This is a genomic window from Peptoniphilus timonensis JC401 (genome assembly GCF_000312025.1).
In the GTDB taxonomy this organism is placed as follows: Bacteria; Bacillota; Clostridia; order Tissierellales; family Peptoniphilaceae; genus Peptoniphilus_A; species Peptoniphilus_A timonensis.
Genome location: NZ_HE978596.1, coordinates 90,952 through 112,049, shown reverse-complemented (window position 1 = coordinate 112,049; position 21,098 = coordinate 90,952). Strand labels below are relative to the sequence as shown.

23 protein-coding genes and 2 pseudogenes are annotated in these 21,098 nt (G+C 32.2%); 16 read left to right on the top strand and 9 right to left on the bottom strand.

Annotation, left to right across the window (positions count from 1 at the left end; translation table 11 throughout):
* Positions 1-69: 69 nt before the first annotated feature.
* Positions 70-309, top strand: coding sequence for a CDIF630_02480 family spore surface protein (locus HGPT_RS07265; protein ID WP_019139172.1), 240 nt, complete (start codon positions 70-72; stop codon positions 307-309).
* Positions 310-361: 52 nt separating this feature from the next.
* The gene (locus tag HGPT_RS07260) at positions 362-895 is read left to right on the top strand and encodes a phosphatase PAP2 family protein (protein ID WP_019139171.1); all 534 of its coding nucleotides are present in this window, start codon (positions 362-364) and stop codon (positions 893-895) included.
* On the opposite strand, the gene HGPT_RS07255 is transcribed toward HGPT_RS07260, so the two are convergent.
* A complete protein-coding gene (locus tag HGPT_RS07255) occupies positions 888-1,325 on the bottom strand; it encodes a nucleoside deaminase (RefSeq protein ID WP_019139170.1) in 438 nt (145 codons plus the stop codon). The genes HGPT_RS07260 and HGPT_RS07255 overlap by 8 nt on opposite strands.
* A 240-nt stretch (positions 1,326-1,565) precedes the next feature.
* Here HGPT_RS07255 and HGPT_RS07250 point away from each other — a divergent pair.
* Positions 1,566-2,443, top strand: a pseudogene (locus tag HGPT_RS07250) (DegV family protein).
* A 34-nt stretch (positions 2,444-2,477) separates the two neighbouring features.
* Here the strand turns inward: HGPT_RS07250 and HGPT_RS07245 are convergent.
* The gene (locus tag HGPT_RS07245) at positions 2,478-3,806 is read right to left on the bottom strand and encodes an MATE family efflux transporter (protein WP_019139169.1); all 1,329 of its coding nucleotides are present in this window, start codon (positions 3,804-3,806) and stop codon (positions 2,478-2,480) included.
* 132 nt (positions 3,807-3,938) lie between these two features.
* Between HGPT_RS07245 and HGPT_RS07240 the strand changes: the two genes are divergently transcribed.
* Positions 3,939-4,673 (top strand): gamma-glutamyl-gamma-aminobutyrate hydrolase family protein, encoded by a 735-nt coding sequence (locus HGPT_RS07240; RefSeq protein ID WP_019139168.1) that lies wholly within the window; start codon positions 3,939-3,941, stop codon positions 4,671-4,673.
* Between the two features lie 450 nt (positions 4,674-5,123).
* On the opposite strand, the gene HGPT_RS07235 is transcribed toward HGPT_RS07240, so the two are convergent.
* Positions 5,124-6,197, bottom strand: a complete 1,074-nt coding sequence (locus HGPT_RS07235; RefSeq protein ID WP_019139167.1) for a hypothetical protein — start codon at positions 6,195-6,197, stop codon at positions 5,124-5,126.
* A 119-nt stretch (positions 6,198-6,316) separates the two neighbouring features.
* On the opposite strand from HGPT_RS07235, the gene HGPT_RS07230 reads away from it, so the two are divergent.
* From HGPT_RS07230 to HGPT_RS07185, 11 genes are all read left to right on the top strand, one after another.
* The gene (locus HGPT_RS07230) at positions 6,317-6,586 is read left to right on the top strand and encodes an ACT domain-containing protein (protein ID WP_019139166.1); all 270 of its coding nucleotides are present in this window, start codon (positions 6,317-6,319) and stop codon (positions 6,584-6,586) included.
* A 12-nt stretch (positions 6,587-6,598) separates the two neighbouring features.
* A complete protein-coding gene (locus HGPT_RS07225) occupies positions 6,599-7,954 on the top strand; it encodes a PFL family protein (RefSeq protein ID WP_019139165.1) in 1,356 nt (451 codons plus the stop codon).
* A gap of 32 nt (positions 7,955-7,986) precedes the next feature.
* Positions 7,987-8,271 carry a hypothetical protein gene (locus tag HGPT_RS10160; RefSeq protein ID WP_245544188.1) on the top strand — a complete coding sequence of 95 codons (285 nt, stop codon included), beginning with the start codon at positions 7,987-7,989 and terminating at the stop codon, positions 8,269-8,271.
* Positions 8,234-9,232 carry an APC family permease gene (locus HGPT_RS07220; protein WP_245544187.1) on the top strand — a complete coding sequence of 333 codons (999 nt, stop codon included), beginning with the start codon at positions 8,234-8,236 and terminating at the stop codon, positions 9,230-9,232. The genes HGPT_RS10160 and HGPT_RS07220 overlap by 38 nt, the downstream gene beginning before the upstream one ends.
* Positions 9,157-11,004, top strand: a complete 1,848-nt coding sequence (locus HGPT_RS07215) for an amidohydrolase (protein ID WP_019139164.1) — start codon at positions 9,157-9,159, stop codon at positions 11,002-11,004. The genes HGPT_RS07220 and HGPT_RS07215 overlap by 76 nt, the downstream gene beginning before the upstream one ends.
* Before the next feature lie 16 nt (positions 11,005-11,020).
* Positions 11,021-11,506, top strand: coding sequence for a GAF domain-containing protein (locus HGPT_RS07210; RefSeq protein WP_019139163.1), 486 nt, complete (start codon positions 11,021-11,023; stop codon positions 11,504-11,506).
* A 372-nt stretch (positions 11,507-11,878) separates the two neighbouring features.
* Positions 11,879-12,538: an ABC transporter ATP-binding protein gene (locus HGPT_RS07205; RefSeq protein WP_019139162.1), complete on the top strand. Its 660-nt coding sequence runs from the start codon at positions 11,879-11,881 to the stop codon at positions 12,536-12,538.
* Positions 12,535-13,236: a hypothetical protein gene (locus HGPT_RS07200; protein WP_019139161.1), complete on the top strand. Its 702-nt coding sequence runs from the start codon at positions 12,535-12,537 to the stop codon at positions 13,234-13,236. The genes HGPT_RS07205 and HGPT_RS07200 overlap by 4 nt, the downstream gene beginning before the upstream one ends.
* Positions 13,227-13,859 (top strand): hypothetical protein, encoded by a 633-nt coding sequence (locus tag HGPT_RS07195; protein ID WP_019139160.1) that lies wholly within the window; start codon positions 13,227-13,229, stop codon positions 13,857-13,859. Before HGPT_RS07200 ends, HGPT_RS07195 begins: the two co-directional genes overlap by 10 nt.
* Entirely contained in the window at positions 13,859-15,019 is a 1,161-nt protein-coding gene (locus HGPT_RS07190; protein ID WP_019139159.1) for a sensor histidine kinase, read from the top strand. The genes HGPT_RS07195 and HGPT_RS07190 overlap by 1 nt, the downstream gene beginning before the upstream one ends.
* On the top strand, positions 14,997-15,584 hold the full coding sequence (locus HGPT_RS07185) for a response regulator transcription factor (protein ID WP_019139158.1): 588 nt from the start codon (positions 14,997-14,999) through the stop codon (positions 15,582-15,584). The genes HGPT_RS07190 and HGPT_RS07185 overlap by 23 nt, the downstream gene beginning before the upstream one ends.
* Positions 15,585-15,638: 54 nt before the next feature.
* Here HGPT_RS07185 and HGPT_RS07180 read toward each other — a convergent pair whose 3' ends face one another.
* The gene (locus HGPT_RS07180; protein WP_019139157.1) at positions 15,639-16,184 is read right to left on the bottom strand and encodes a nitroreductase family protein; all 546 of its coding nucleotides are present in this window, start codon (positions 16,182-16,184) and stop codon (positions 15,639-15,641) included.
* Positions 16,174-16,875 carry a DUF188 domain-containing protein gene (locus tag HGPT_RS07175; protein WP_019139156.1) on the bottom strand — a complete coding sequence of 234 codons (702 nt, stop codon included), beginning with the start codon at positions 16,873-16,875 and terminating at the stop codon, positions 16,174-16,176. The genes HGPT_RS07180 and HGPT_RS07175 overlap by 11 nt, the downstream gene beginning before the upstream one ends.
* Positions 16,876-16,972: 97 nt before the next feature.
* On the opposite strand from HGPT_RS07175, the gene HGPT_RS07170 reads away from it, so the two are divergent.
* A complete protein-coding gene (locus HGPT_RS07170) occupies positions 16,973-18,082 on the top strand; it encodes an LCP family protein (protein WP_019139155.1) in 1,110 nt (369 codons plus the stop codon).
* A gap of 144 nt (positions 18,083-18,226) precedes the next feature.
* On the opposite strand, the pseudogene pepT reads toward HGPT_RS07170, so the two are convergent.
* The 4 genes and pseudogenes from pepT to HGPT_RS07155 form a co-directional block, all read right to left on the bottom strand.
* Positions 18,227-19,427 (bottom strand): annotated as a pseudogene (pepT, locus tag HGPT_RS07165) (peptidase T).
* Positions 19,428-19,543: 116 nt separating this feature from the next.
* Positions 19,544-20,347 (bottom strand): hypothetical protein, encoded by an 804-nt coding sequence (locus tag HGPT_RS07160; RefSeq protein ID WP_019139154.1) that lies wholly within the window; start codon positions 20,345-20,347, stop codon positions 19,544-19,546.
* Between the two features lie 29 nt (positions 20,348-20,376).
* Entirely contained in the window at positions 20,377-20,553 is a 177-nt protein-coding gene (locus HGPT_RS09045) for a hypothetical protein (protein ID WP_019139153.1), read from the bottom strand.
* A 46-nt stretch (positions 20,554-20,599) separates the two neighbouring features.
* Positions 20,600-21,022, bottom strand: coding sequence for a PPC domain-containing DNA-binding protein (locus tag HGPT_RS07155; protein WP_019139152.1), 423 nt, complete (start codon positions 21,020-21,022; stop codon positions 20,600-20,602).
* Positions 21,023-21,098: the final 76 nt, after the last annotated feature.

Genomic DNA, 21,098 nt, shown 5'->3' with positions numbered 1-21,098 from the left:
TACTTAAAGTATTTGTATTTATTAGATATTTGTAATAATATATATTTAATAAATATATGGAGGGATAATATGACAGACAATAAAAAAGAAAAAGATTTAATTGAAAATTCAACAACTCTTTCTGATTCACAAAAAAAACAAATGAAAGCAAATATGGATCAACAAAAAGAAATTAATCCTAAAGACAGAGCAGATTCAGATCTTTATGCTAAAACTGAAGGACAAGATCCTGAAACAGGAATTGAAATCCCAACAGACGACGAAGTTGAAGAAGCTAAAGAATGGGTTGACAACGAAAACAGAATGTAATTTCATGGCCTAGAGATAGGCCTTTTTTTATAAAATAATTTGTGAGGTATTAATGGATAGCAAATTTTTAAACTGGCTCCTTAGTATAAGGAATGACACCTTAAATAGATACATGATTGCCATAACCCATCTTGGGACTGGAGGAGCAATATGGCTTTTCACAGTTTTCATTCTATTTTACCTAGGTTTTAGGATTGAGAGCATAAATATTATTCTTGCCCTAATATTTAATGGTATAGTCTGCAATATTTTTTTGAAAAACACTTTAAAAAGAAAAAGACCTTCTTGGATTTCAAAGGTGGAACTTTTAATAAAAAATCCCACAGATTTTTCTTTCCCATCAGGTCACGCATCTTCATCTTTTGCAGCAGCTCTTACAATTTATTTTTACTTTAAAGGAATGGGAATAGTATTTATTGTGATAGCTATTTTAATTGCATTTTCAAGAATTTATCACTTCGTACATTATCCAAGCGATGTAATCATTGGAGCAATTATTGGAATAATTATTGCCTTTCTTACAAAAAATTATTACGATAAGTTTATACTAGACTTTTTTGCAAAACAATCTAGAATTTTTATTTAGACCTCTTCCTAAGATCTGAGAAAAAATTGGAAATGAGGCTTGCACATTCCTTTTCCATGATTCCATACTCATAACTGATATTGTGATTAGTTATGAGTTTTTCTATTTTTTGATGGGAAACAACAGCACCAAACCTCTTATTTCTTGCACCAAAATATAAATTTTTTATCCTAGAATTTAGGATCGCACCAACACACATTAGGCAAGGTTCAAGAGTTACATAAATATCACAAGATTCTAAATGATAAGAATTTAAGTGTTTTGCAGCCATATTTATAGCCATTATTTCTGCGTGGGCAGTGGGATTTTTTAAATCCTCTTTTTTATTGTAGCCGTAGGCAATTATTTTATTATTTTTTACAATTACACAGCCAATAGGTACATCGTCAGATAAAAGAGAACGATGGGCATATCGAAGGGCTTCTTTCATATATTTTTTTTCCATAAATTTATTATAACAAATATTTTGGAAATTAAATCAAGATTTAGACTTCATGAAAACTAATAAAATATTATATGAAAAATTAACTCTATGTTATAATATTAATATGTAAGTATTATTTTTATAAAATATTTTAATTAAAAAAGAAAAATCAAAAAGTTAAGATACATATAATTTAAATATTTAAGATTGATAAAAGAAGCTAAATAATCCTAATAGGAGGGACAAATGACTTTTAAAATAATATCAGATTCCTCATGTGATTTAGATAAAAAGACATTGGAAGATTTAGATATAGAGATTTTTAGGATAAAAACTGCCGATGAAGAAGGCGAAGACTTAAAAGAAGACATAAGTAACCAAGAAATCTATAAAAAAATGAGAGAGGGAGCTTTTTTTAAGACAAGCCAAATAACTTTTTATGAGTACCTAAAAAATTTGAAGAACTTGCAAAAGATGGAATAGACATTATTTGTTTAACCTTATCATCTGGCATGAGTGGAACCTTTCAAAATGCCTGCATGGCAAAAAAAGAAATTGAGGAAAAATATGATGTAAGAGTTGAAATTGTGGACTCTCTTGCTGCATCAGTTGGTTTTGGTCAAATAACTTATTTCGCAGGGCTTGCTGCAAAAAATGGAGCATCCTATGATGAAGTCTTAGACTTATTAGAGTTTTTAGTAAAAAACACTAAACACATCTTTACAGTTTATGACTTAAAATACCTCTATGAAGGTGGCAGAGTTTCAAGAACTAAGGCAAAAATTTCAAGTGTATTAAATATTCTTCCAATTTTAGAAGTTGATGAAGAGGGAAAAATCTATTTATCAGATGTAGTTCGTGGCAAAAACAAATCCTATAAAAAAATGGTTGAAATTATGAAAGAAAAGTCTAATTCCAATGGAGATGATAGGATTTTCCCAGTATATGCTGATAACAAAGAACTACTTGATTCTTTGATAAATAAATTAAAAGACAAGGGCTATGAGAAATTCCTAATTCTTGAAATTGGTCAGACTATAGCATCACACGTTGGTCCAGATATTTATGGACTTGCTTATCTAGCAGAAAACATACCAGAAAAATTTAAAAAATATTTAGATTAAAAAAAGAGGAAGTCAAAAAAGGCTTCCTCTTTTTTTAGGCATTTTTAACTTGTAATTTTGGTTTATTCACCATTTTCTTTAGTGAGTAAAGAGAAATTAAAAATACTATAAATTCAGAAATTATTGCTCCAAAGAATAAATATCTTGTTCCAAGTAGGTGAACACAAAGATAAATTGAGATGAAAAGGGCAACTGACCCCCTCAAAATATTTATAATTATGGAATATTTTGGATCACCTATGGCAGATGAAAGTGAAGCTATAAATAAATTGTGACCTGCCAACAAAAACATGAGGGCATAAATTCTCATAGGTCTTATTGATGCAGAAATCATATTTTTATTTTCCAAGAACATTTCAAATTGAGTTCTTGCACCAAAGAAGGCTATTGCATACATAATAAGAGAAACTATAAATATAAATATAAAACTCATCTTTATAATTTTTAAACTTTTTTCTCTCTCTTCTGAACCATGATAGTAGGATAGAAGAGGAAGTGTCCCGTGACAAACTCCCTGGAAGGTAGAACTTGCAAATAGGGACATGTAATTTATTACTGCGTAGGCAGATAGATATTCTGGTGAAAGATATTTTATTATAAATAAGTTAAATATAAAGACAAAAGTTGCAGCATTTAGTTCAGATATAAATTCTCCAAAACCATAGGCGACAGTTGTTTTTAAATACTGAATTATTTCAGCAGCTGTCATTTTTATTTTTACAAAACGAAGATAGCCCTTGGCAGATCTAAAGTGAATGAAAAATATTAGACAGGATAAAAATTGAGCTATGCCAGTGGCAAGGGCAGCACCCTTTACTCCCATTTGGAACTTGTCAATTAAAATGTAATCTAAAATTATATTTGTGACACAGGCAGACACTGCACCAATTATTGCTGTTCTAGGAAAGCCATCGACCTTTACCAAAACCTCAAAGGCGTAGGCAATGATGTAGAAGGGCGAAAAGAAAACAATAACTGAAAGATATTGGTGTGATAAACTAAATAAACTTGAGTCTGCACCGAGAAATCTTATTATTTGATTCATAAAAATTATTCCAAGAATAGATAGGACAATGGAAAAAGCAAGGATAAATAAAATTATGAAGGTAAAAACCTTGTTTGCCTCGTCACGATTTCCCTTTCCAAGCTCTATTCCTATAATGGTTTGAGACCCAACTCCAGTTATAATTGCAATTGCAAATAGGAAATTTACATATGGAACTACTATTGTGACAGCAGATAGTTCCATTTCACCTGCAAAGTTTGCAACAAAAAATCCATCTACAATTGTATAAATCGAAAATACCCACATTGCTATAATAGATGGGATGACAAATTTGAAAAATTGTCTATTTAAACTCATAATGCACCTCTAATCTACTGATTATATATTAATTTAATTTTTTAAGCAATAAATGCTTAGACAAATTAAAAAATTACCAATTTTATCTTGACTTTGATATAATGAGTTTAATAAAACACAGGGAGGAAGATAATGAAACCACTTATAGGAATTTCTGTTAACTCACTTAGAGATATTTCTCAAAATGATGTTGGACAAATTGGGGTTGAAGGTCAAGATTGGCAATTAGTAGCAGCAGATTATATTAGGGCAGTGGAAAGAAATGGCGGAATCCCAATTTTAATACCAAATATAAAAAGTCTTGAGGACATGAGAGAAGTCTTAGATAAAATTGACGGACTACTTTTATCTGGAGGACATGACGTAAATCCAAGAACTTATAACGAAAGAAACTCTGGCAAGGCAGGAAATTTTGACAATATCAGAGACCACGAAGAAATTTTTATGACAGAGTATGCACTAGAAAAAGACATACCTTTCTTGGGAATTTGCAGAGGACTTCAAATTTTAAATGTTACTCTTGGAGGCACTATCCACCAAGACTTACCTTCAGCAGGTTTTCCAGCTCACTCAATGAGCAATTCACTTAGAAATGAACCATCACATGCACTAAAAATAGTAGAAGATTCTCCACTTTTTGATATTTTTAAAAGAGAAGAAATTTGGACTAACTCCTATCACCATCAAGGAGTAAATGAAATTGGAAAGGGATTAAAAAAAGCTGCTTTATCTGAAGAAGGATTAGTAGAAGCAGTTTATCTTGACGATAAAAAATTTGCCCTTGCAGTACAATGGCACCCAGAAATGATGTACGATGACAAAGAAATGAATATGATTTTTGAAAAATTTATTGAAGCTTGTAAGTAAGTTTATAAATTTTTGAAAAAAATTAAGAAAAAGTTTTTTATTTGTTGTATGTTAACAAAATAGACTCGCATCAAATTGAATACTTGTAAGTGGATGTTTGCCTAAGATTATAGGTGGCATCCACTTTTTTAATTGAAAACCATAAATTATATATTAGGAGGGGGAGTAAGGGTCGTTCCGAGGACCCTTACCCCCTCCTAAAACCTCCCCCCCAATCCCAACGGCCTGGCAGGGGCCTATATTACAAAATAAAAATAAGACAGCCTAAAATCCAAAACTCGCTTCGCTCAAACAATTGGATTTTTTTACGGCTGTCTTTTATTTTTATTTTTTTCTACCAAAACTCATTTGTTAATTGATAGTTGGGAATAAGCTAAGGTTAGATTGAATTAATTAAACCTTTATATATCATTAAGACTTTAAAAAAATCTTAATTAAAAATTTATAAAATTATTCGAAATAATCAATTATGCCTTTTACGGCAATGCCAGTTTTTTCGTGATAAACTACTCCTTCGCAGTAGGACCAATTTACCTTTCCCACACTATTTTTTGCCTCTTCATAGTCTTTTTTCTTGGCAATTTCAACTGTGCCAGGGATGTGGTTTGGACCATCTTTTATATAGATTACATCTTTTTCATAACCAGGGATTTCTTCTAACTTGTGAGTAAAATTATCGAGACCCTTTTCTTCTGCCACATAAAGCAAGTCTTCCATTAATTTGTCATAGTCTTTTCCACTTCTATCATCTAAAAAGACATCAAAAATAGCTTGATCGTCGCGAGCCATTTTTTTAATTGAAGGCCCGTATCCTGCCCCTTCCATAGCTTCAATTTTTTCATCAAAGGCAAAATTTTTATTATTATCTAAGACATACCTAATTTCCACGGGAGTGGTATAGCCAGACTCTTCCTTAAAAATTCCATCTTTAAAAGAAAAGTTTGAATTCTTTATAGAGGCAAGGAAAATTAATTTTCCATCTTCAAAAAAGTCCTTAACTAAATAAGTATAATAAGTTTCATATTCTCCAGGATTTTTAAGTTTTTCAATTTCACGCATTTTATTTGAAATTAAAAGTTCTAGAGCCTTGGTCCTTAGATTTTTCTTGGATTCAATTATTTTTGAACCATCTTTTCTAATTTCTTCGTTTTTATAAATTCCATCAACTTCTTCATTGGAAAGTTTAACTATTCTGCCATGAGAATAAATTGTTAAATCGCCAGCTTTATCTTCAGTCTTTTCTATTAACTTGTCATTAAAGTTAACTCCCATAAAAATTCTCTCATAGTCTTTTAAACTTAAATCTCCAATGATTTCTGATTGCGGAAACTTTTCAGAGGATTCTCCAAGATTTTCTCTTGCAATAAAGAGCTTTATCTCTTGTTCATTAACTTGTGATTTTCCTTTTTCTTCCATTTTATTTTTTTCAGCTACTTTTTCTTCATTAGCAATTTTATTTTTATTACATCCTGTAAAAAATAAAATTGCAATTAATGAAAGAACAATAAATTTTAACTTTTTCATTTACAGCCCTCCTTTTGCTATAATATTATAATAAAGTGAGTTTAAATACAATTATAAATGCCATTATTAAAGTCCTAAATTATGGTATAATGATTGTAATTTTAAATAAGGGGGAAATTATGAGAGCTGTTATAACTGTAATAGGTAGTGACAAAATTGGTATTGTATACGAAGTTGTAAAAAAGATGGTGGAATTTGATTTAAATATTGTTGATATTACTCAAACAATTTTAGATGGTTATTTTACAATGATTGTAATGGTAGATTTAACTAAGATGAATGTTGAATTCCAAGAAGTTGTAGATGCCTATGAAAAACTTGGGGAAGAACTTGGACTTTCTATAAGAGTTCAACACACAGGTATCTTTGACAAGATGCACCAAATTTAAGGAGCGATCTTTATGGATAAAAAAAGAATTTTAGAGACAGTGAGGATGCTGGATCAAGAAAACTTAGATATTAGGACTGTAACTCTTGGCATTTCACTTTTAGATTGTATAGATAAGGACGGAGATCTTGCCCGCCAAAAGATTTATGAAAAGATAACAAAATATGGCAAACATCTAGTAGATTATGCAAATGAAGTTGCAAAAAAATACGGTGTAGAAATTGTAAATAAAAGAGTTTCTGTTACACCTATAGCCCTAATAGCTGGTGCAACTGATGAAAAAGACTATACAGAATTTGCAAGAACTCTCGACAAGGCTGCAAAGGAAATTGGAGTTGACTTTATTGGCGGTTTTTCTGCTTTAGTTCATGGAGAAATGACACCAGCAGATGAAATTTTAATTAACTCTATCCCGCGTGCCCTTGCTGAAACTGATAAAGTTTGTTCTTCAGTAAATGTTGGTACAACAAAAAAGGGACTTAATATGGACGCAGTTAAGCTAATGGGAGAAAAGATTGTTGAAACTGCAGAAAATACTAAAGATGAAGATTCCATTGGTTGTGCAAAACTCGTTGTCTTTGCCAACGCAGTAGAAGATAATCCCTTTATGGCAGGAGCCTTTCACGGTGTAGGTATGGGAGATGTAGTCCTTCACGTTGGGGTTTCTGGACCTGGAGTTGTAAAATACGCCCTAGAAAAAGTTAAGGGAGAAAGTTTTGATGTAGTTTCTGAAACAATAAAGAAGACTGCTTTTAAAATAACAAGACTTGGAGAATTAATTGGAACAGAAGTTGCAAATAAAATTGGTGTTCCCTTTGGAACAATTGACTTATCCCTTGCACCAACTCCAGCCATTGGAGATTCTGTTGCAAGAATCCTAGAAGAAATTGGTCTTGAATTTGCAGGTGGTCACGGAACTACTGCAGCTCTTGCCATGCTAAATGATGCAGTGAAAAAAGGTGGAATCATGGCATCTGATCACGTTGGTGGACTATCTGGTGCCTTTATACCAGTGAGTGAAGACGAAGGAATGATAGAAGCTGCAAGAAATGGATACATTGGTCTTTCAAAACTTGAAGCCATGACTTGTGTTTGCTCCGTTGGTCTTGACATGATTGCAATCCCAGGAGATACAAAGGCATCAACGCTTGCTGCAATAATTGCTGATGAAGCCATGATTGGAATCATAAATCAAAAAACTACAGCTGTTAGACTTATTCCAGTTATAGGAAAGAAAGTTGGAGAAGAAGCAACTTTTGGTGGACTATTGGGTTCTGCTCCAATTATTCCAGTTCATCCAGGCAGTGCAGAAAAATTTGCACAAAGAGGTGGATTTATTCCAGCTCCTGTTCACAGTTTTAAAAATTAAAAAATATAAAATATAGAGGAAAGAGGTGTGCTATGAATAACAATTCAAAGGATATTGAAAAATTAACCACAGAGAATACTGAGTTTAATCGAGAAATTGGAGTTTTTGGTGGAGTTAGTATCATTGGCGGAATTATGATAGGTTCTGGAATTTTTTATCTAGGTTCCTATGTTCTTCAAAGGACTAATATGAACTCTGGTCTTGCTCTTATTTGTTGGGTAATTGGTGGACTTATAACACTTTTTTGGAGGACTTTGTTATGCAGAACTTGGTACTGCTATGCCAAAGGCTGGAGGAAGAATTGTTTACTTAAATGAAGCCTACCATCCAATAGTTGGATTTATATCAGGCTTTACTGACTGGATAGTTGGTGGACCAGGTTCAGTTGCCGCAGTTGCAATTGCCCTTATGACTGTTTTCAAAAGTTTTTTTGAAATCTCTGATTTTGGAATTAAACTTGCAGCCATATTTTTAATAATTGCCCTAACTATTTACAATTTATTTGGAGTTAAGGCAGCTTCAATTTTACAAAACCTATCTATGGTAGCAAAACTTGTTCCCATAGGAATAGTAATGATAGCAGCATTATTTGTTGGAAAAATTAGTCCAGACTTGAGTCTTGGATCTGCTGTTGAATATTCAAAGACTTCTGGCACAAATATTTTTGGAATGATAGCCATAGCAGTGGTTGCAACTCTTTGGGCTTATGAAGGTTGGACAAATTTAAATACAGTAGCAGAAGAAATAAAAGAACCTCACAAAAATCTTCCACTTGCTCTAATAATTGGTATTGGTGGAATAACGGTTCTTTACACATTATTTAACTTTGCCATTATGAAGGTAATTCCTCACGAAGAAATCGTGGCAATGATAGATTCTGGAGATTTATATCTTGGAACAGAAGTAGCAAAAAGAGTATTTGGACAAGCTGGAGTACTCATAGTAAGTGCAGGAATGATTCTTGCAATGTTTGGGACCCTAAATGGACTTATACTTGCTCAACCAAGAATGTACTATGCAATGGCTGTAGAAGGTCACTTCTTTAAGTCCTTTGCAAAACTTCATCCAAAATATAAAGTTCCAACAGCTCCAATGATTGTCCAATGTGTATTTGCTTGTTTACTTGTACTTTCATCAAACCTTGACCAATTGACTAACATGGTAGTAATAACAGGAATGATTTTCTCAGTTCTTACAATTTTATGTGTTCCAATTTTGAGAAAAAATATCCAAAAATTGAAAGACCATACAAAGTTTGGTTCTATCCAGTTTCTGTAATTATAACAGCTCTAATTTTTGCAGGACTTGTTGTCCAAGGTGCATTAGAAGATCCAATTACAGGACTAACTGGTCTTGTTGTGCCAATGCTTGGTGCAATCACTTATATGATTTTTGATGCAAAATTAAAAAAGAGAAAAAAGAGGTATAAGATGAAAAAATTATTTTACAATGGAAAAGTTTATGTCAATCGAGATGAATTTCAAGAGGCAATTTATGTCGAAGATGAATTTATAAAAGAAGTTGGAAAAACAGAAGACCTTGTAAAAAAATACCTCGATGATGATATAGAAAAAATTGACCTTGAAAAAAGAACAGTAATACCTGGATTAAACGATTCTCACCTTCACTTTATGCAATTTGGAGAAAGCATGAACCAAGTTGACATTGAAGGAGTTGAGTCCATTAAAGAAATGATTGATAGATGCAAACTTTTTATGGAAAAAAATCCAAAGAGATGTCAAAAGGGAATTCATGCCATTGGCTGGAACCAAGATCTTTTCACAGGTGAAAAGAGAATACCAAACCGCTTTGATTTAGATAAAATTTCAAGAGAAATACCCATAGTTCTCGAAAGAGTATGTGGTCACATAGTTTCATCAAACACAAAGGTCATTGAAATTCTTGGACTTACAAAGGATAGTCCACAATTTCCTGATGGAGAATTTTTAATAGGTGACGATGGTTATCCATCTGGAGTTTACACTGCCAATGCCTGCAATTTTGCAAAAGATGTTATACCAGATTTTACCCTTGATGAAAGACGTGAAATGCTAATAGAAACTATGGACTATGCAGTATCTTGTGGTCTTACATCAGTTCAGTCAAATGATGTTGGCACAACTTTTATGAATGGACCTGTTGCCTTTAAACTTTTAAAAGATATTTATAAGGAAAATAAAAAAATTAGGTATAGACACCAAGTTTGCTTTAATGATTTTTCTGAATTTGAAAAATATTTGTCTGAAGGAGAATACACTTCTCATGACTATGACACAAATTATTTAAAACTTGGACCTCTTAAACTATTTAAGGACGGATCTCTTGGAGCAAGAACTGCCCTTATGCGCCATGGATACAATGACGATAGGGACAACCACGGACTTCCTTGGATAAAAGATGAAGAGATGAGAAAATACGTGAACTTGGCAACAAAAAATAATCTGCAAGTCATAACTCACGTCATTGGAGATAAGGCAATCGAAGATACAGTTAAGTGTTACGAAGATTCCTTTATTGATGGAGAAAATAAATTGCGTCACACTCTTGTTCACTGCCAAATAACTGACAGAGAACTCCTTGAAAGGATTGCAAGAGATGACATCTGTGTCATGGCACAGCCAATATTTTTGGATTATGACATGAAAGTTGTTGAAGACAGATGTGGCAAAGAACTTGCATCCACATCTTATGCTTTTAAGAGCCTAAAAGATCTTGGTGCTCACCTTGCTTATGGAACTGATGCACCAGTTGAAAACCTAAATCCATTTCCAAATATTTACATGGCAGTGACTCGTAAAGATAAAAAGGGAAATCCAGAAGGAGGATTTTATCCAAAGGAATGTGTAGACGTTTACGAAGCTATTGATGCCTACACAGTGGAATCTGCTTATGTAGAATTTCAAGAAGACATTAAGGGAAGAATCAAAAAAGATTTCTTAGCTGACTTTGTTGTCTTAGATGAGGACATTTTTACAATTGACCCAATGGAAATAAAAGATATTAAACCAAGGATGACAGTTGTTGGTGGAAATATAGTTTTTAAAAGATAAAATTTTGGGAGAAAAGATGTTAGAGATTAAGGGAATAGAAAACTTAGACAATAAAGAAAGACTTGACTACATGGTGGACTTTGGCAGGGCTACCATAAAAACAGAAAAAGACATTATAGCCATGATGGCAAATATTTCTTCCATAATATTTAATGTGATAAAAGATTTAAATTGGGCTGGATTTTATCTTGTAAGAGAAGATGAATTAGTCTTGGGACCCTTCCAAGGACTTCCTGCTTGCACAAGAATTGCTGAAGAAGGAGTTTGCGTATCAGCTTGGAAAAATAAAAAAATTATGAGAATAGAAAATGTTCACGACTTTAAAGGTCACATTGCCTGCGACTCAGCGTCTAATTCAGAATTAGTCTTGCCAATAAAAATAAAAGGCGAAGTAATAGGAGTTCTTGATTTAGATTCACCAAATATAGGTCGCTTTACAGAGCTTGAAGAAGAAAAATTTAAAGAACTTGTGAAAGCCATGGAAGAAGAATTAAATAAATAAATTTGAGGAGCTTAGCCTCCTCTTTTATTTTGTCTTAAAAGATTATAAAATCTTATTTATTAAGTAGAAGTAAAAACATAAGAAAGTAAATTCAAAAAAATTTGCAGTTATTACTCATAAAATTATGATTTTATTAAATTAGAATGGAGTTAAGAAATGAAATACCTTACACTTTCAAATATTATTTTATTTATCGGAATTTATATTTTTGCAAGTTTTATTCTGGAGAAGGATAAGGAAAAGAATAAATACTTGGGTATCATCCTAATATTTTTGGGCTGCATCTTAAAGTTTTTGAATTTTTAAAAATAAAAAATAATTCTTAAATAAGAAAAATAAAATCACAGGAGACTTGCAAGATAAGGAGGCAATATGAAAGACATAATACTTGTTGAAAATATTGAAAAGTCCTTTAAGGACAAGGAAGTCTTTTGTGATTTTTCTTTGTCTATAAGGGAAAAAACAGTCCACGCCCTTGTGGGTCCCAATGGGTCTGGCAAGACAAGTCTCTTGAGGATTTTGACAAGAATTTACAAATGCAAGGGTCGTGTCGAAGTCAAGGGATCCTATGCCATGTTACTTGAAAATGACTATCTCTATGAAGACAAGACTGGGATGGAAAATATAAATATTTATTCCCTATACTTTAATTTTAGTAAGGAGGACTACAAGACTTATGCCCATATTTTGGGAATCACTGATGACCTAGACAGGAAGGTGTCAACTTACTCCAAGGGCATGAAGAGGAAGCTATCCCTTCTCATCATTGTCCTAATGGATAGAGACATCATCTTCTTAGACGAAGTTACTTCGGGAGTAGATCCTCTGTCTAGAGTTGAAATTAGAAAAATTATAAAAATTTTAAAAGACCAAGGCAAGACTATTGTCATAACATCTCACGACTTGTCAGAGATTGAAAAAGTTGCTGATATGGTGACTATGATTAAGGATGGAAAAATTTTATTCACCAAGGAAGTTTCTCAGCTTGGAGAAAATCTTGAGGACTTATTTATAGAGGAGGGGTCAAAATGAAAGATAAAGATTTAAATAGGGCGGCAAGATACCTGATCTTTAGGGACAGGGAAGTGATAGTTAACACAGTTTTATTTCTTGTAATTGCCTTCGCCTACCTCCTCGGTATTTACAAGTTTCTCTTAAGGGAAAGGGGAGAAGATTTTATTATCCTCATGTCCTATGCCCTTATACTTGGTTTTGGCATAATTGGGTCCAACACCATTCTTGTAAACTTAAGTCTAAAGGACAAGCTAAGTGGAAGGATGGAGTTTTTATTAGGGGCAGGACTTGACGTGAGAGAAATCATCAAGGCCTACTCAATAGAAAATTGGAGGATTTCATCTCTTCCTTCCTTTATAATTTTTTTTGGAACTTATCTTATTTGTGACTTGGGCAAGTCCTTTATAGCCCTCTATCTTTCTTGCATCGCCCTTCATTATTTTTTGATCTTGACCCTTAACGTCATGGCAATGTATAGGAAGAATTTTAAGTTTTTCAAAAATATGGTTTTCTTTAGCACAAGTCTTGGAATTTATCTTTTGGGGAATTTTTCTGGAAGAATTTTAGCTTTTCTAGGATCTATAAACTTGGACTTATATGTACTTTTAATTATTTTTAATCTAATTCTTGGACTTGGCTTGGGGATTTATTCATTTTATCAAGTCAGAAAGATGGACAATGAAAAAGTCATGGAGGTGAAAGTAGAGTGGTCTTAAAATCAATTGTTCTCGACCTAAAGAAAAACTTGGACAAGAACGCCATCTTGATGGGATTTTTTGGTCTGGTCTTTACTTACCTATCAAGTTTTTCCATTGAAAAATACACAAGCCTAGCAAGGCTTATGGGGACAGAGGGTCTTGCCATCCTCTTTACAATCTTTGCCCTAGAATTTTCTAAGGTTACCATTCAAGATGACAAGGTAAGGAAGAAAATCGAGTTTTTCCTTGCCAATGGGGTTGGAATAAAATTCTTAGTCATAAAATATTTTGGATCCATATACCTAGCTAGCCTTCTTACCCTCTTGCCTGCCCTTATATTCTTTGTCTTTAAGACAAAAATTGGAGTCTTAGAGATTTTTAACTTCTTACTTACGGCAGGCCTTTACACAAATTTTTTAATTCTAAAAATTTTAAACACAGAAAACATGAACAAGATGGCTGGAATCCAAAACAAAATAATTCTCTTGGGAGCTCTTATCTTAGTGGTCTCAACTAATATTTATATTTTCACTTCTGTGATAGAATTGTACTTGATAAGCAAGTTTTTAATTTTAACTTCTATAAATATTTTTATGGTCCTTAGAACTAATAAGGAGAGGATTGGAGTGACCTACTTTTGATGGGAAAGAGAATTTTAAAAATCATAATTTGCCAACTTGCCCTAATATTTTATTGGGCCTGGCTTTATAAAGTAGGGGACCTAATAGAAAACCAAGCCCTTATGAACCTAATGAGTTTTTTAATTATAGGGACTATTTACGGCTTTATTCAAACAGAGATAAGTAAAGAAGAAGATGAGAAAAGTCATGGATTTCTTATTCTCATTTCATTTTTATTTTTTGCCCTGGCTCTCAATAAAAATTTAAGTCCAATAATTTTTATAGGTCTAGGACTTCCAACAAGTCTATTTTATATTAAGAAAAACCTAAAACCTGATAGGGCTAGACATATTAGTGTCCTTCCAGTTTCTAAGAAGATGACCCAGATTGCCACATTTACCCTAGTTATCCTATCCACTATAATTATTTATCTACTTGACCTTGATGGGCCAGTAATCCATATTTTTTATCAAATAATATTTTTTGCCTACTGTCTTTTATTCTATCTTTTTTTAAAGGACAGGGAAGACGTCTATGAAGAAGTCTTTAAACTTTTTTATATGTCCGAATATCTTGGCGAAGAACGTGAAAATTTTGCAAGACTTATCCATGATGAAGTCCTCCAAGATATTTTTGCTGCTAAAAACTATTTAAGCTTGGCAGAGCCCAGGTTGGATCTGTCAAGGGATATTCTCACAAACTTAAATGGAAAGCTTAGAGAAATTATGAAGTTTTATCAAACTAGTCTCTTTGAAGACTTTGGCATAGAAGAAAATATTCAGGGAGTTTTTGAAAATCTTTCCAGTCTCTATCCAGAAAAGAAAACTAAGATAGACCAGAAAATTTCTGAGACCCTAAGAGGAAATGCAAGCAAGGAAGAAATAAGACTTATATCAACTATTACTAAGGAGCTTGCCAACAACATTTACAAGCATTCAGAGGCTTCCTATATTTTTTATAGGCTTTATGAAGATGAGGACTTTATTGTTATGGAAGTAGAAAGTGATGGCATGAGAGAGGAAGACTTCAAGAATATTGAGGACTCAAAGAGGGGTGTCCTCCTTTTGAAGGTCCTTGTGACTTCTAAGGAAGGAGAAATTTCCTATGAAGACAGGAAGGGAAGTCTTTACACTAGAATAAAAATAAGAAGGTACAGAGATGAAAATTCTTTTATTAGATGACCACAAAATTTTTGGAGAGAGTCTGAAGCTCCTATTGGAAGAGAGGGGTATTTCTTGCACCTACACCAGCGACATAAAAATCTTTTATGAAGAAGTGAAGGGAGACTACGACATAATAATTTTGGATATAAATCTCAAGCAAGAGGAGACGGGATTTGACATCTTAGATAATATTTATGATAAAGATAAAAAGATTGTGATTTTGACATCCTACGACATGATAAATTACAAGAGGCTTGCTCTTGAAAAGGGAGCCAGGGATTTTATTAACAAGTCACTTGATGTTGATGGGGTAATAGAAAGACTTGAGAGGGTCTACAAGGATGAAAAAATTTCTTTTGATGAAAATAAGAAAATAATTGAGCCTCTTACAAAGAGAGAAGAAGAGATTTTAATAGAAGTTTTAAGTGGTCAGACAAAAAAAGAAATTGCAGAAAAGCTCTACATCAGCGAGAGGACCCTCTACAACCACCTTGCAAATATTTATGGAAAACTTGGTGCTAAGAATGCTATTGAAGCTTATAATATTGCACTTGAGATGGGATATATCAGACCCCTTATGTAATAAAATTTACAAAAAAACTAGGCTTATTTAATAAGCCTAGTTATAAATTCAAATTTATTTATCTTCTGATACTATTTTATAAATTGCATCAGAAGTCTTTCTTTTTTTCTCACGAAGTTTGTCATCTTTTGCGTAGCCAATTGCTATTACAAGTCTAATTCTTGATTTTGTCTTTAAAAATTTTTGCAATTTTTCTTCGTCAAACCAACCTATTATGCAAGTTGAAAGTCCAAGACTTGTGGCCTCGGCAGTAAAATAAGCTGCTGATATTCCAATATCAATTGATTTATAATCTTGATTTTTTATACTTGAACCTATTTTGGCAGACAAGTTGTAATTTTCTTCTGTCACAATTGCAAAGGCATTTACGTCTTTTACAAAGGAATTCATTGTTCCAACTTGAAAATACTTAGAAATATTTTTCGCATCTTCGCCTTGAACTACATAATAGAAATAAGGTTGGGCATTGCATGCAGAAGGAGAAAGTTTCATACTTTCAAGACAAGCTTCTAATTTTTCTATTTCAACTTCTCTTTCTGGATCATATTCTCTACAGGACTCTCTTATTTTTGCCAAATCTAAAAATTGATTAAATTCCATCTTTTCCTCCTAAGAATTCATCTAAATCTCCATCAAAGAAGAAAAATTCATCGTCACGCATAAGGCAAGGTACTCCAACACTACCTTCTTCCACGATTTCGTCAAAGGCATCTGAAAAATCCCTTTCTTTTAAAAATTTTTTAAGACTTGCCATTGATGATGTGATATCAACTATTTCACATTTTATCTTTCTCTTTTTTATTTCTTCTATTGCTGGTGGACAATCTGGGCAAAGGTTTGAAATAAAAAGTGTAAGCATATTTATTCCCTCCAAATATTTATCTAGTGCCTTATAAAAATTTTCATCGGCACTTTTTTCTCTCTTAGAAATATTAAAATAAATTTCCCTATCTCTCATTTTCTTATTGAAGTGTCTAACAGAAAGATACTGCATTATATTGTCATCATCAAGGAACTCTCCTTGAAAATCCATTACTCTTGCTCCCTTTGAAAGGCCAAGAGAGGAAAGTCCCCTGTCATTTGTTATCACAAGGTCATCTTTTTTTGCATGATTTGCAATATAAATATCAGCTGCTTCCTTTGATATATCTACATCTACAACTTCTCCATAGGATGGAGTAAATTCTTGGCTATAATTTCTTACCATTATTAGCCTTGCAGCGTATTTTTTTGAGAGATCTTCACATATCTTTCTTATGGGTGAACCATCTGCGTCTAATAATATTTTCATACTTATATATTACCCCAAAAGATAAATTAAACTATCATATAAATAAAAGTATTGAAATATTGTCTTATTTTATATAGACTTATTTTAGGAGGTTAATATGAAATATATTTACAGAATATTTGTATTCCTTACTGTTGTACTCCTCCTTGGAGCCTTGGGACTTACATTTATATTTATGCCAAGAGGAAAAAAATTAGCTAACGATAATAAAATTGAAAATAAAGAGGCAATAGAAGAGCCAGAAAAAATTTCTATATTTGATGAAGATGAAGACATTGTAAACATTCTTCTTATAGGAATTGATTCCAGTGATGTGACTTATGAAGTTGATAAAAATTCGAAAAGAGCAGATACAATTATGCTTTTGTCCATAGATCCAAAATTTGATAGGGTTAGACTTTTATCAATCCCAAGAGATACATATTACAAGCTAAAGGGATATGACAATTATAGGATGAATGCTGCTTATTCTCGTGGAGGAATTGATCTTCAAGTTTCAAGTGTCGAAGATTTTATGGACGTTAAAATTGATCACTATGTCACAGTTAATTACGAAGCTGTAGAAGAACTTGTTGATGCAATTGGTGGTGTTGAAGTTTACACACCAGAGTACAAATACACTGATCCATCAACTGTACCACCACTTGAAATCAACTTTGAAGAGGGTCTCCACCTCTTAGATGGAAAAGATTCAGTAAAATATCTTAGAATGAGAAAAAATTATAAAAACCAGGATCTTGATAGGATAAAGGCTCAACAAGATTTTATTATGAAGATTTTTGACAAGATGAAATCGCCTAAGATGCTTTTAAAACTTCCAAGATTAGTTTCTATTGCAAATAAACATATTGAAACAGATATGAATTACGGTCAGCTTTCTTATCTTGCCTATTACGGTGTAACTCTCGATAAGGAAAATATTAATATAAAAACTGTAGACGGACACATGAAAAAGGGTTCTCCTCTTTATTATGTTGACAAGGAAAGCGCAAGATACGAGGCTAAAGAATTAGAAAGACTAAGACAAAATAATTCTGATGAAGAATATGTAAAAGAATATACAGAAGAAGAATTAAAAAACATGACTGAAGAAGAAAGAAATATCGCAGAACAAAAGATGAGAGATAAGAAGTTAAGAGATAAGCTAAAAGAAGAAGCAATTTCAGAAGAAAATTCTTCAGACGAGAATTCAAATAATAATTTTTGATAGTGGCAAAATAGTGTGAGAGATAGAAAAATTTCTTGCACTATTTTTTTGTGGAATTTTATAAAAAATTGTAATTTGTAAAGTTTTTCTAGCCTATAAAAATATGAAAAAAAATCACCACAAAAGTGATGATTTTAAAATAACTTATTCAGCTAAAATTTTTATAATATTTTTCACAACTTCTTTAGATTTTTCCATTTGATCCAGGCTCACAAGCTCGTATCTTCCGTGATAATTGTAGCCACCTGTGAAAAGATTTGGGCAAGGAAGTCCCATAAAAGAAAGTTTGGATCCGTCTGTTCCACCTCTTATTGGTCCAATTTTTGGAGTTACATCTGATTTTTCAAAGGCGGCCTTGGCAAGATCAATTATTTCTATGTGATCTTCTAGTTTTTCTCTCATATTGTAATATTGGTCTTTTATTTCAATTTTAATTCTGTTGTCGTATTTTTTATTTAAAAAATTTGCGATTTCTTCGAATAATTCTTTTCTCTTTAAAAACTTTTCCTTTGAGTGGTCCCTAATAATATAGTTCATCTTTGTTGATTCAACACTGCCACAAATATTTGTAAGAAGGGAAAAACCTTCATATCCTTCTGTGTGTTCTGGTCTTTCATTTACTGGAAGCATAGAATTAAATTCCATGGCAATAAGTTGAGAATTAATCATAGTATCTTTTGCAGAACCTGGATGAACATTTTTGCCTTGGATTTCGATTTTTGCTGACGCTGCATTAAAAGTTTCATATTCAAGCTCGCCAATAGGTCCACCGTCTACAGTAAAAGCAAAATCTGCATCAAATTTTTTTACATCAAAAAGATCTGCACCTCTTCCAATTTCTTCATCTGGAGTAAAGGCAATTCTTATGTCGCCAAACTTTTCCTCTTTATCATTAATAAGCTCTTCCACTGCAGAAACTATAATAGCAATCCCAGCCTTGTCGTCTGCACCTAAGAGTGTAGTTCCGTCAGTGGTAATAATAGTTTCTCCTTTTAAATCCTTTAAAAAAAGGAAAATCAGCAAGAGAAGATGTAAATTTATCATTTAACTTAATATCTTTTCCATCATAATTTTCTATAATTCTTGCTTTTACATCTTTCCCAGTCATGTCAGGGGCAGTGTCCATGTGAGCGATGAAGCCAATAGTTTTTTTAGCTTTTACTCTGCCAGGGATTTTTCCATAGACGTAACCATTTTCATCAATTTCTGCTTCGATGCCAAGGGATTTTAACTCCTCCACTAAATAATTTCCAAGTTTTAGTTGTCTTTTAGTTGAAGGACAAGTTTCTGAACTTTCATCACTTGTGGTTTCAAAGGAAATATATTTTAAAAATCTATTTAACATTATCATTTCTCCTAAATAAAATTTCTATCTATAATTTTATCATACATGATATTTTTATAAAAATCATAAAAATATCCTCAGCATTTTAAAATTAGACTTGCCAAGGATATATAAAATTATTTTTTATAATAATCAGATATTAAATCGTGTAGGGTATAACTTTCTTTTTTATTTTTTTCAGTTAAAACTTCTTGCCAATTTGGAAAATCCATTTTATCCATTGCAAAACAAAGAAGAGCACCTGAGGCATAAACGAGGTGTGAACCAATAAGAGATTGATCAATTTGTCCCTTTTTTAGTGTAGGAAGAATGTCAGAGAAATTAACATCTTTTGTATTGTCAAAGTATAAAATTCCAAGGTCATAATCTATGGCCTTTGCAGCTTTTATTTCAACATATTGTGCCGTTCCCTCAATCGTTTCTTCTACTAGCTCGGCTTTTAATTTATCGCTGTCAGTAAATTTTTTGCGTTCTTTTATAATTTCCAAATGATCTTTTAAATAGGAATCTAGCAAAATCTTATCTGAATTTTCTTTTTCAACTTCATCTTTAATTTGATCTAACAATCTATATTCCTTGTCCAATAAAGTCAGCTCATCCTCTGAATAAGAAAGACCTCGAAATGTTAAATCATCCCAGTCATCTTGGACATAATAGTGGAAAGCTTCGTGAGCTAAAAGAGGAAGAAATCTCTTAGAGCTGTATTTTTCTGCGAGAGAATCTTCATTTGTCTTTAAATAAAAAATATTTTTTTGACCCAAAATTGAATAATTTTTATCCTTAGTGTTAAAATTTCCCATTATAAAATTAAATCTCTTGGGATAATTTTTTGAAAGCCTATAAACCTTTATCTTAAAATTTTGTGGCATTTTAATTTCTTTTGCAGATAAACTTTTTATTTCTTCACTGGGATTTATCAAGTTAAAATCTCCAAGAAAATTTTTATTTATCATGGCAATGGTTTTTCATCTAGCTTGTAATTTTTCCAAAGTTCAACTTTTTTGTCGTAAAACTTTTCATACTCTTTAAGCAATTCTTTAGTATCAGAATCTAAATCCTCATAATTTGTCTTAAAAAACCTATTAGAAATAAGAGGAAGGGCAAGTAACAATAATAATATAGTCAAAAAAACTTTTTTTTAGTAAAATTCATTAATTGTGTCCCTATAAGAATTAATCAAACTTGTAAATATTTATGCCAGTTTTAGGATCTTTTTGTCTGTCAACTATGCCATCTATAATATTTATTGTAAGTTCACAAGTTACGCTTATCTTTGCACTTTTCATGTGACCGCCAAAGACATTGCCATCGCCATTAGATGCAGAAATGTGAATATGAGGATAGTATTCGCCATCGAGAGTTGAAATGCTACCTATAATAGAAAGAATTTCAAATTCTCCCTTAAAATTTCTTTCCTTGTAGTCTTTTTTTGAAACACTAAAGATGCCAATAGTGAAGTCATCAGTTGCACCAAGTCCATAGACACTTGCCAGTTTAATATTTTCCTTTAGGGCGATTTCCTTTAACTTTTCGTGAACTTCTTCAGTCCTGTCAATTCTTGCAATTATTTTGTCATCAAATCTTTTGTAATCCATATTTCCTCCTAAATATTAAAACTATTCTCCATATATGAAAATTATATGAAAATAAAAAATATCTATTAGCTTAAAT

What these genes read in the sequence shown, in the direction of transcription:
- HGPT_RS07265 (WP_019139172.1), top strand. Translation starts at nt 70, where the DNA reads ATGACAGACAATAAAAAAGAAAAAGATTTAATTGAAAATTCAACAACT.
- HGPT_RS07260 (WP_019139171.1), top strand. Translation starts at nt 362, where the DNA reads ATGGATAGCAAATTTTTAAACTGGCTCCTTAGTATAAGGAATGACACC.
- HGPT_RS07255 (WP_019139170.1), bottom strand. Translation starts at nt 1,325, where the DNA reads ATGAAAGAAGCCCTTCGATATGCCCATCGTTCTCTTTTATCTGACGAT.
- HGPT_RS07245 (WP_019139169.1), bottom strand. Translation starts at nt 3,806, where the DNA reads ATGAGTTTAAATAGACAATTTTTCAAATTTGTCATCCCATCTATTATA.
- HGPT_RS07240 (WP_019139168.1), top strand. Translation starts at nt 3,939, where the DNA reads ATGAAACCACTTATAGGAATTTCTGTTAACTCACTTAGAGATATTTCT.
- HGPT_RS07235 (WP_019139167.1), bottom strand. Translation starts at nt 6,197, where the DNA reads ATGAAAAAGTTAAAATTTATTGTTCTTTCATTAATTGCAATTTTATTT.
- HGPT_RS07230 (WP_019139166.1), top strand. Translation starts at nt 6,317, where the DNA reads ATGAGAGCTGTTATAACTGTAATAGGTAGTGACAAAATTGGTATTGTA.
- HGPT_RS07225 (WP_019139165.1), top strand. Translation starts at nt 6,599, where the DNA reads ATGGATAAAAAAAGAATTTTAGAGACAGTGAGGATGCTGGATCAAGAA.
- HGPT_RS10160 (WP_245544188.1), top strand. Translation starts at nt 7,987, where the DNA reads ATGAATAACAATTCAAAGGATATTGAAAAATTAACCACAGAGAATACT.
- HGPT_RS07220 (WP_245544187.1), top strand. Translation starts at nt 8,234, where the DNA reads ATGCCAAAGGCTGGAGGAAGAATTGTTTACTTAAATGAAGCCTACCAT.
- HGPT_RS07215 (WP_019139164.1), top strand. Translation starts at nt 9,157, where the DNA reads ATGTGTTCCAATTTTGAGAAAAAATATCCAAAAATTGAAAGACCATAC.
- HGPT_RS07210 (WP_019139163.1), top strand. Translation starts at nt 11,021, where the DNA reads ATGTTAGAGATTAAGGGAATAGAAAACTTAGACAATAAAGAAAGACTT.
- HGPT_RS07205 (WP_019139162.1), top strand. Translation starts at nt 11,879, where the DNA reads ATGAAAGACATAATACTTGTTGAAAATATTGAAAAGTCCTTTAAGGAC.
- HGPT_RS07200 (WP_019139161.1), top strand. Translation starts at nt 12,535, where the DNA reads ATGAAAGATAAAGATTTAAATAGGGCGGCAAGATACCTGATCTTTAGG.
- HGPT_RS07190 (WP_019139159.1), top strand. Translation starts at nt 13,859, where the DNA reads ATGGGAAAGAGAATTTTAAAAATCATAATTTGCCAACTTGCCCTAATA.
- HGPT_RS07185 (WP_019139158.1), top strand. Translation starts at nt 14,997, where the DNA reads ATGAAAATTCTTTTATTAGATGACCACAAAATTTTTGGAGAGAGTCTG.
- HGPT_RS07180 (WP_019139157.1), bottom strand. Translation starts at nt 16,184, where the DNA reads ATGGAATTTAATCAATTTTTAGATTTGGCAAAAATAAGAGAGTCCTGT.
- HGPT_RS07175 (WP_019139156.1), bottom strand. Translation starts at nt 16,875, where the DNA reads ATGAAAATATTATTAGACGCAGATGGTTCACCCATAAGAAAGATATGT.
- HGPT_RS07170 (WP_019139155.1), top strand. Translation starts at nt 16,973, where the DNA reads ATGAAATATATTTACAGAATATTTGTATTCCTTACTGTTGTACTCCTC.
- HGPT_RS07155 (WP_019139152.1), bottom strand. Translation starts at nt 21,022, where the DNA reads ATGGATTACAAAAGATTTGATGACAAAATAATTGCAAGAATTGACAGG.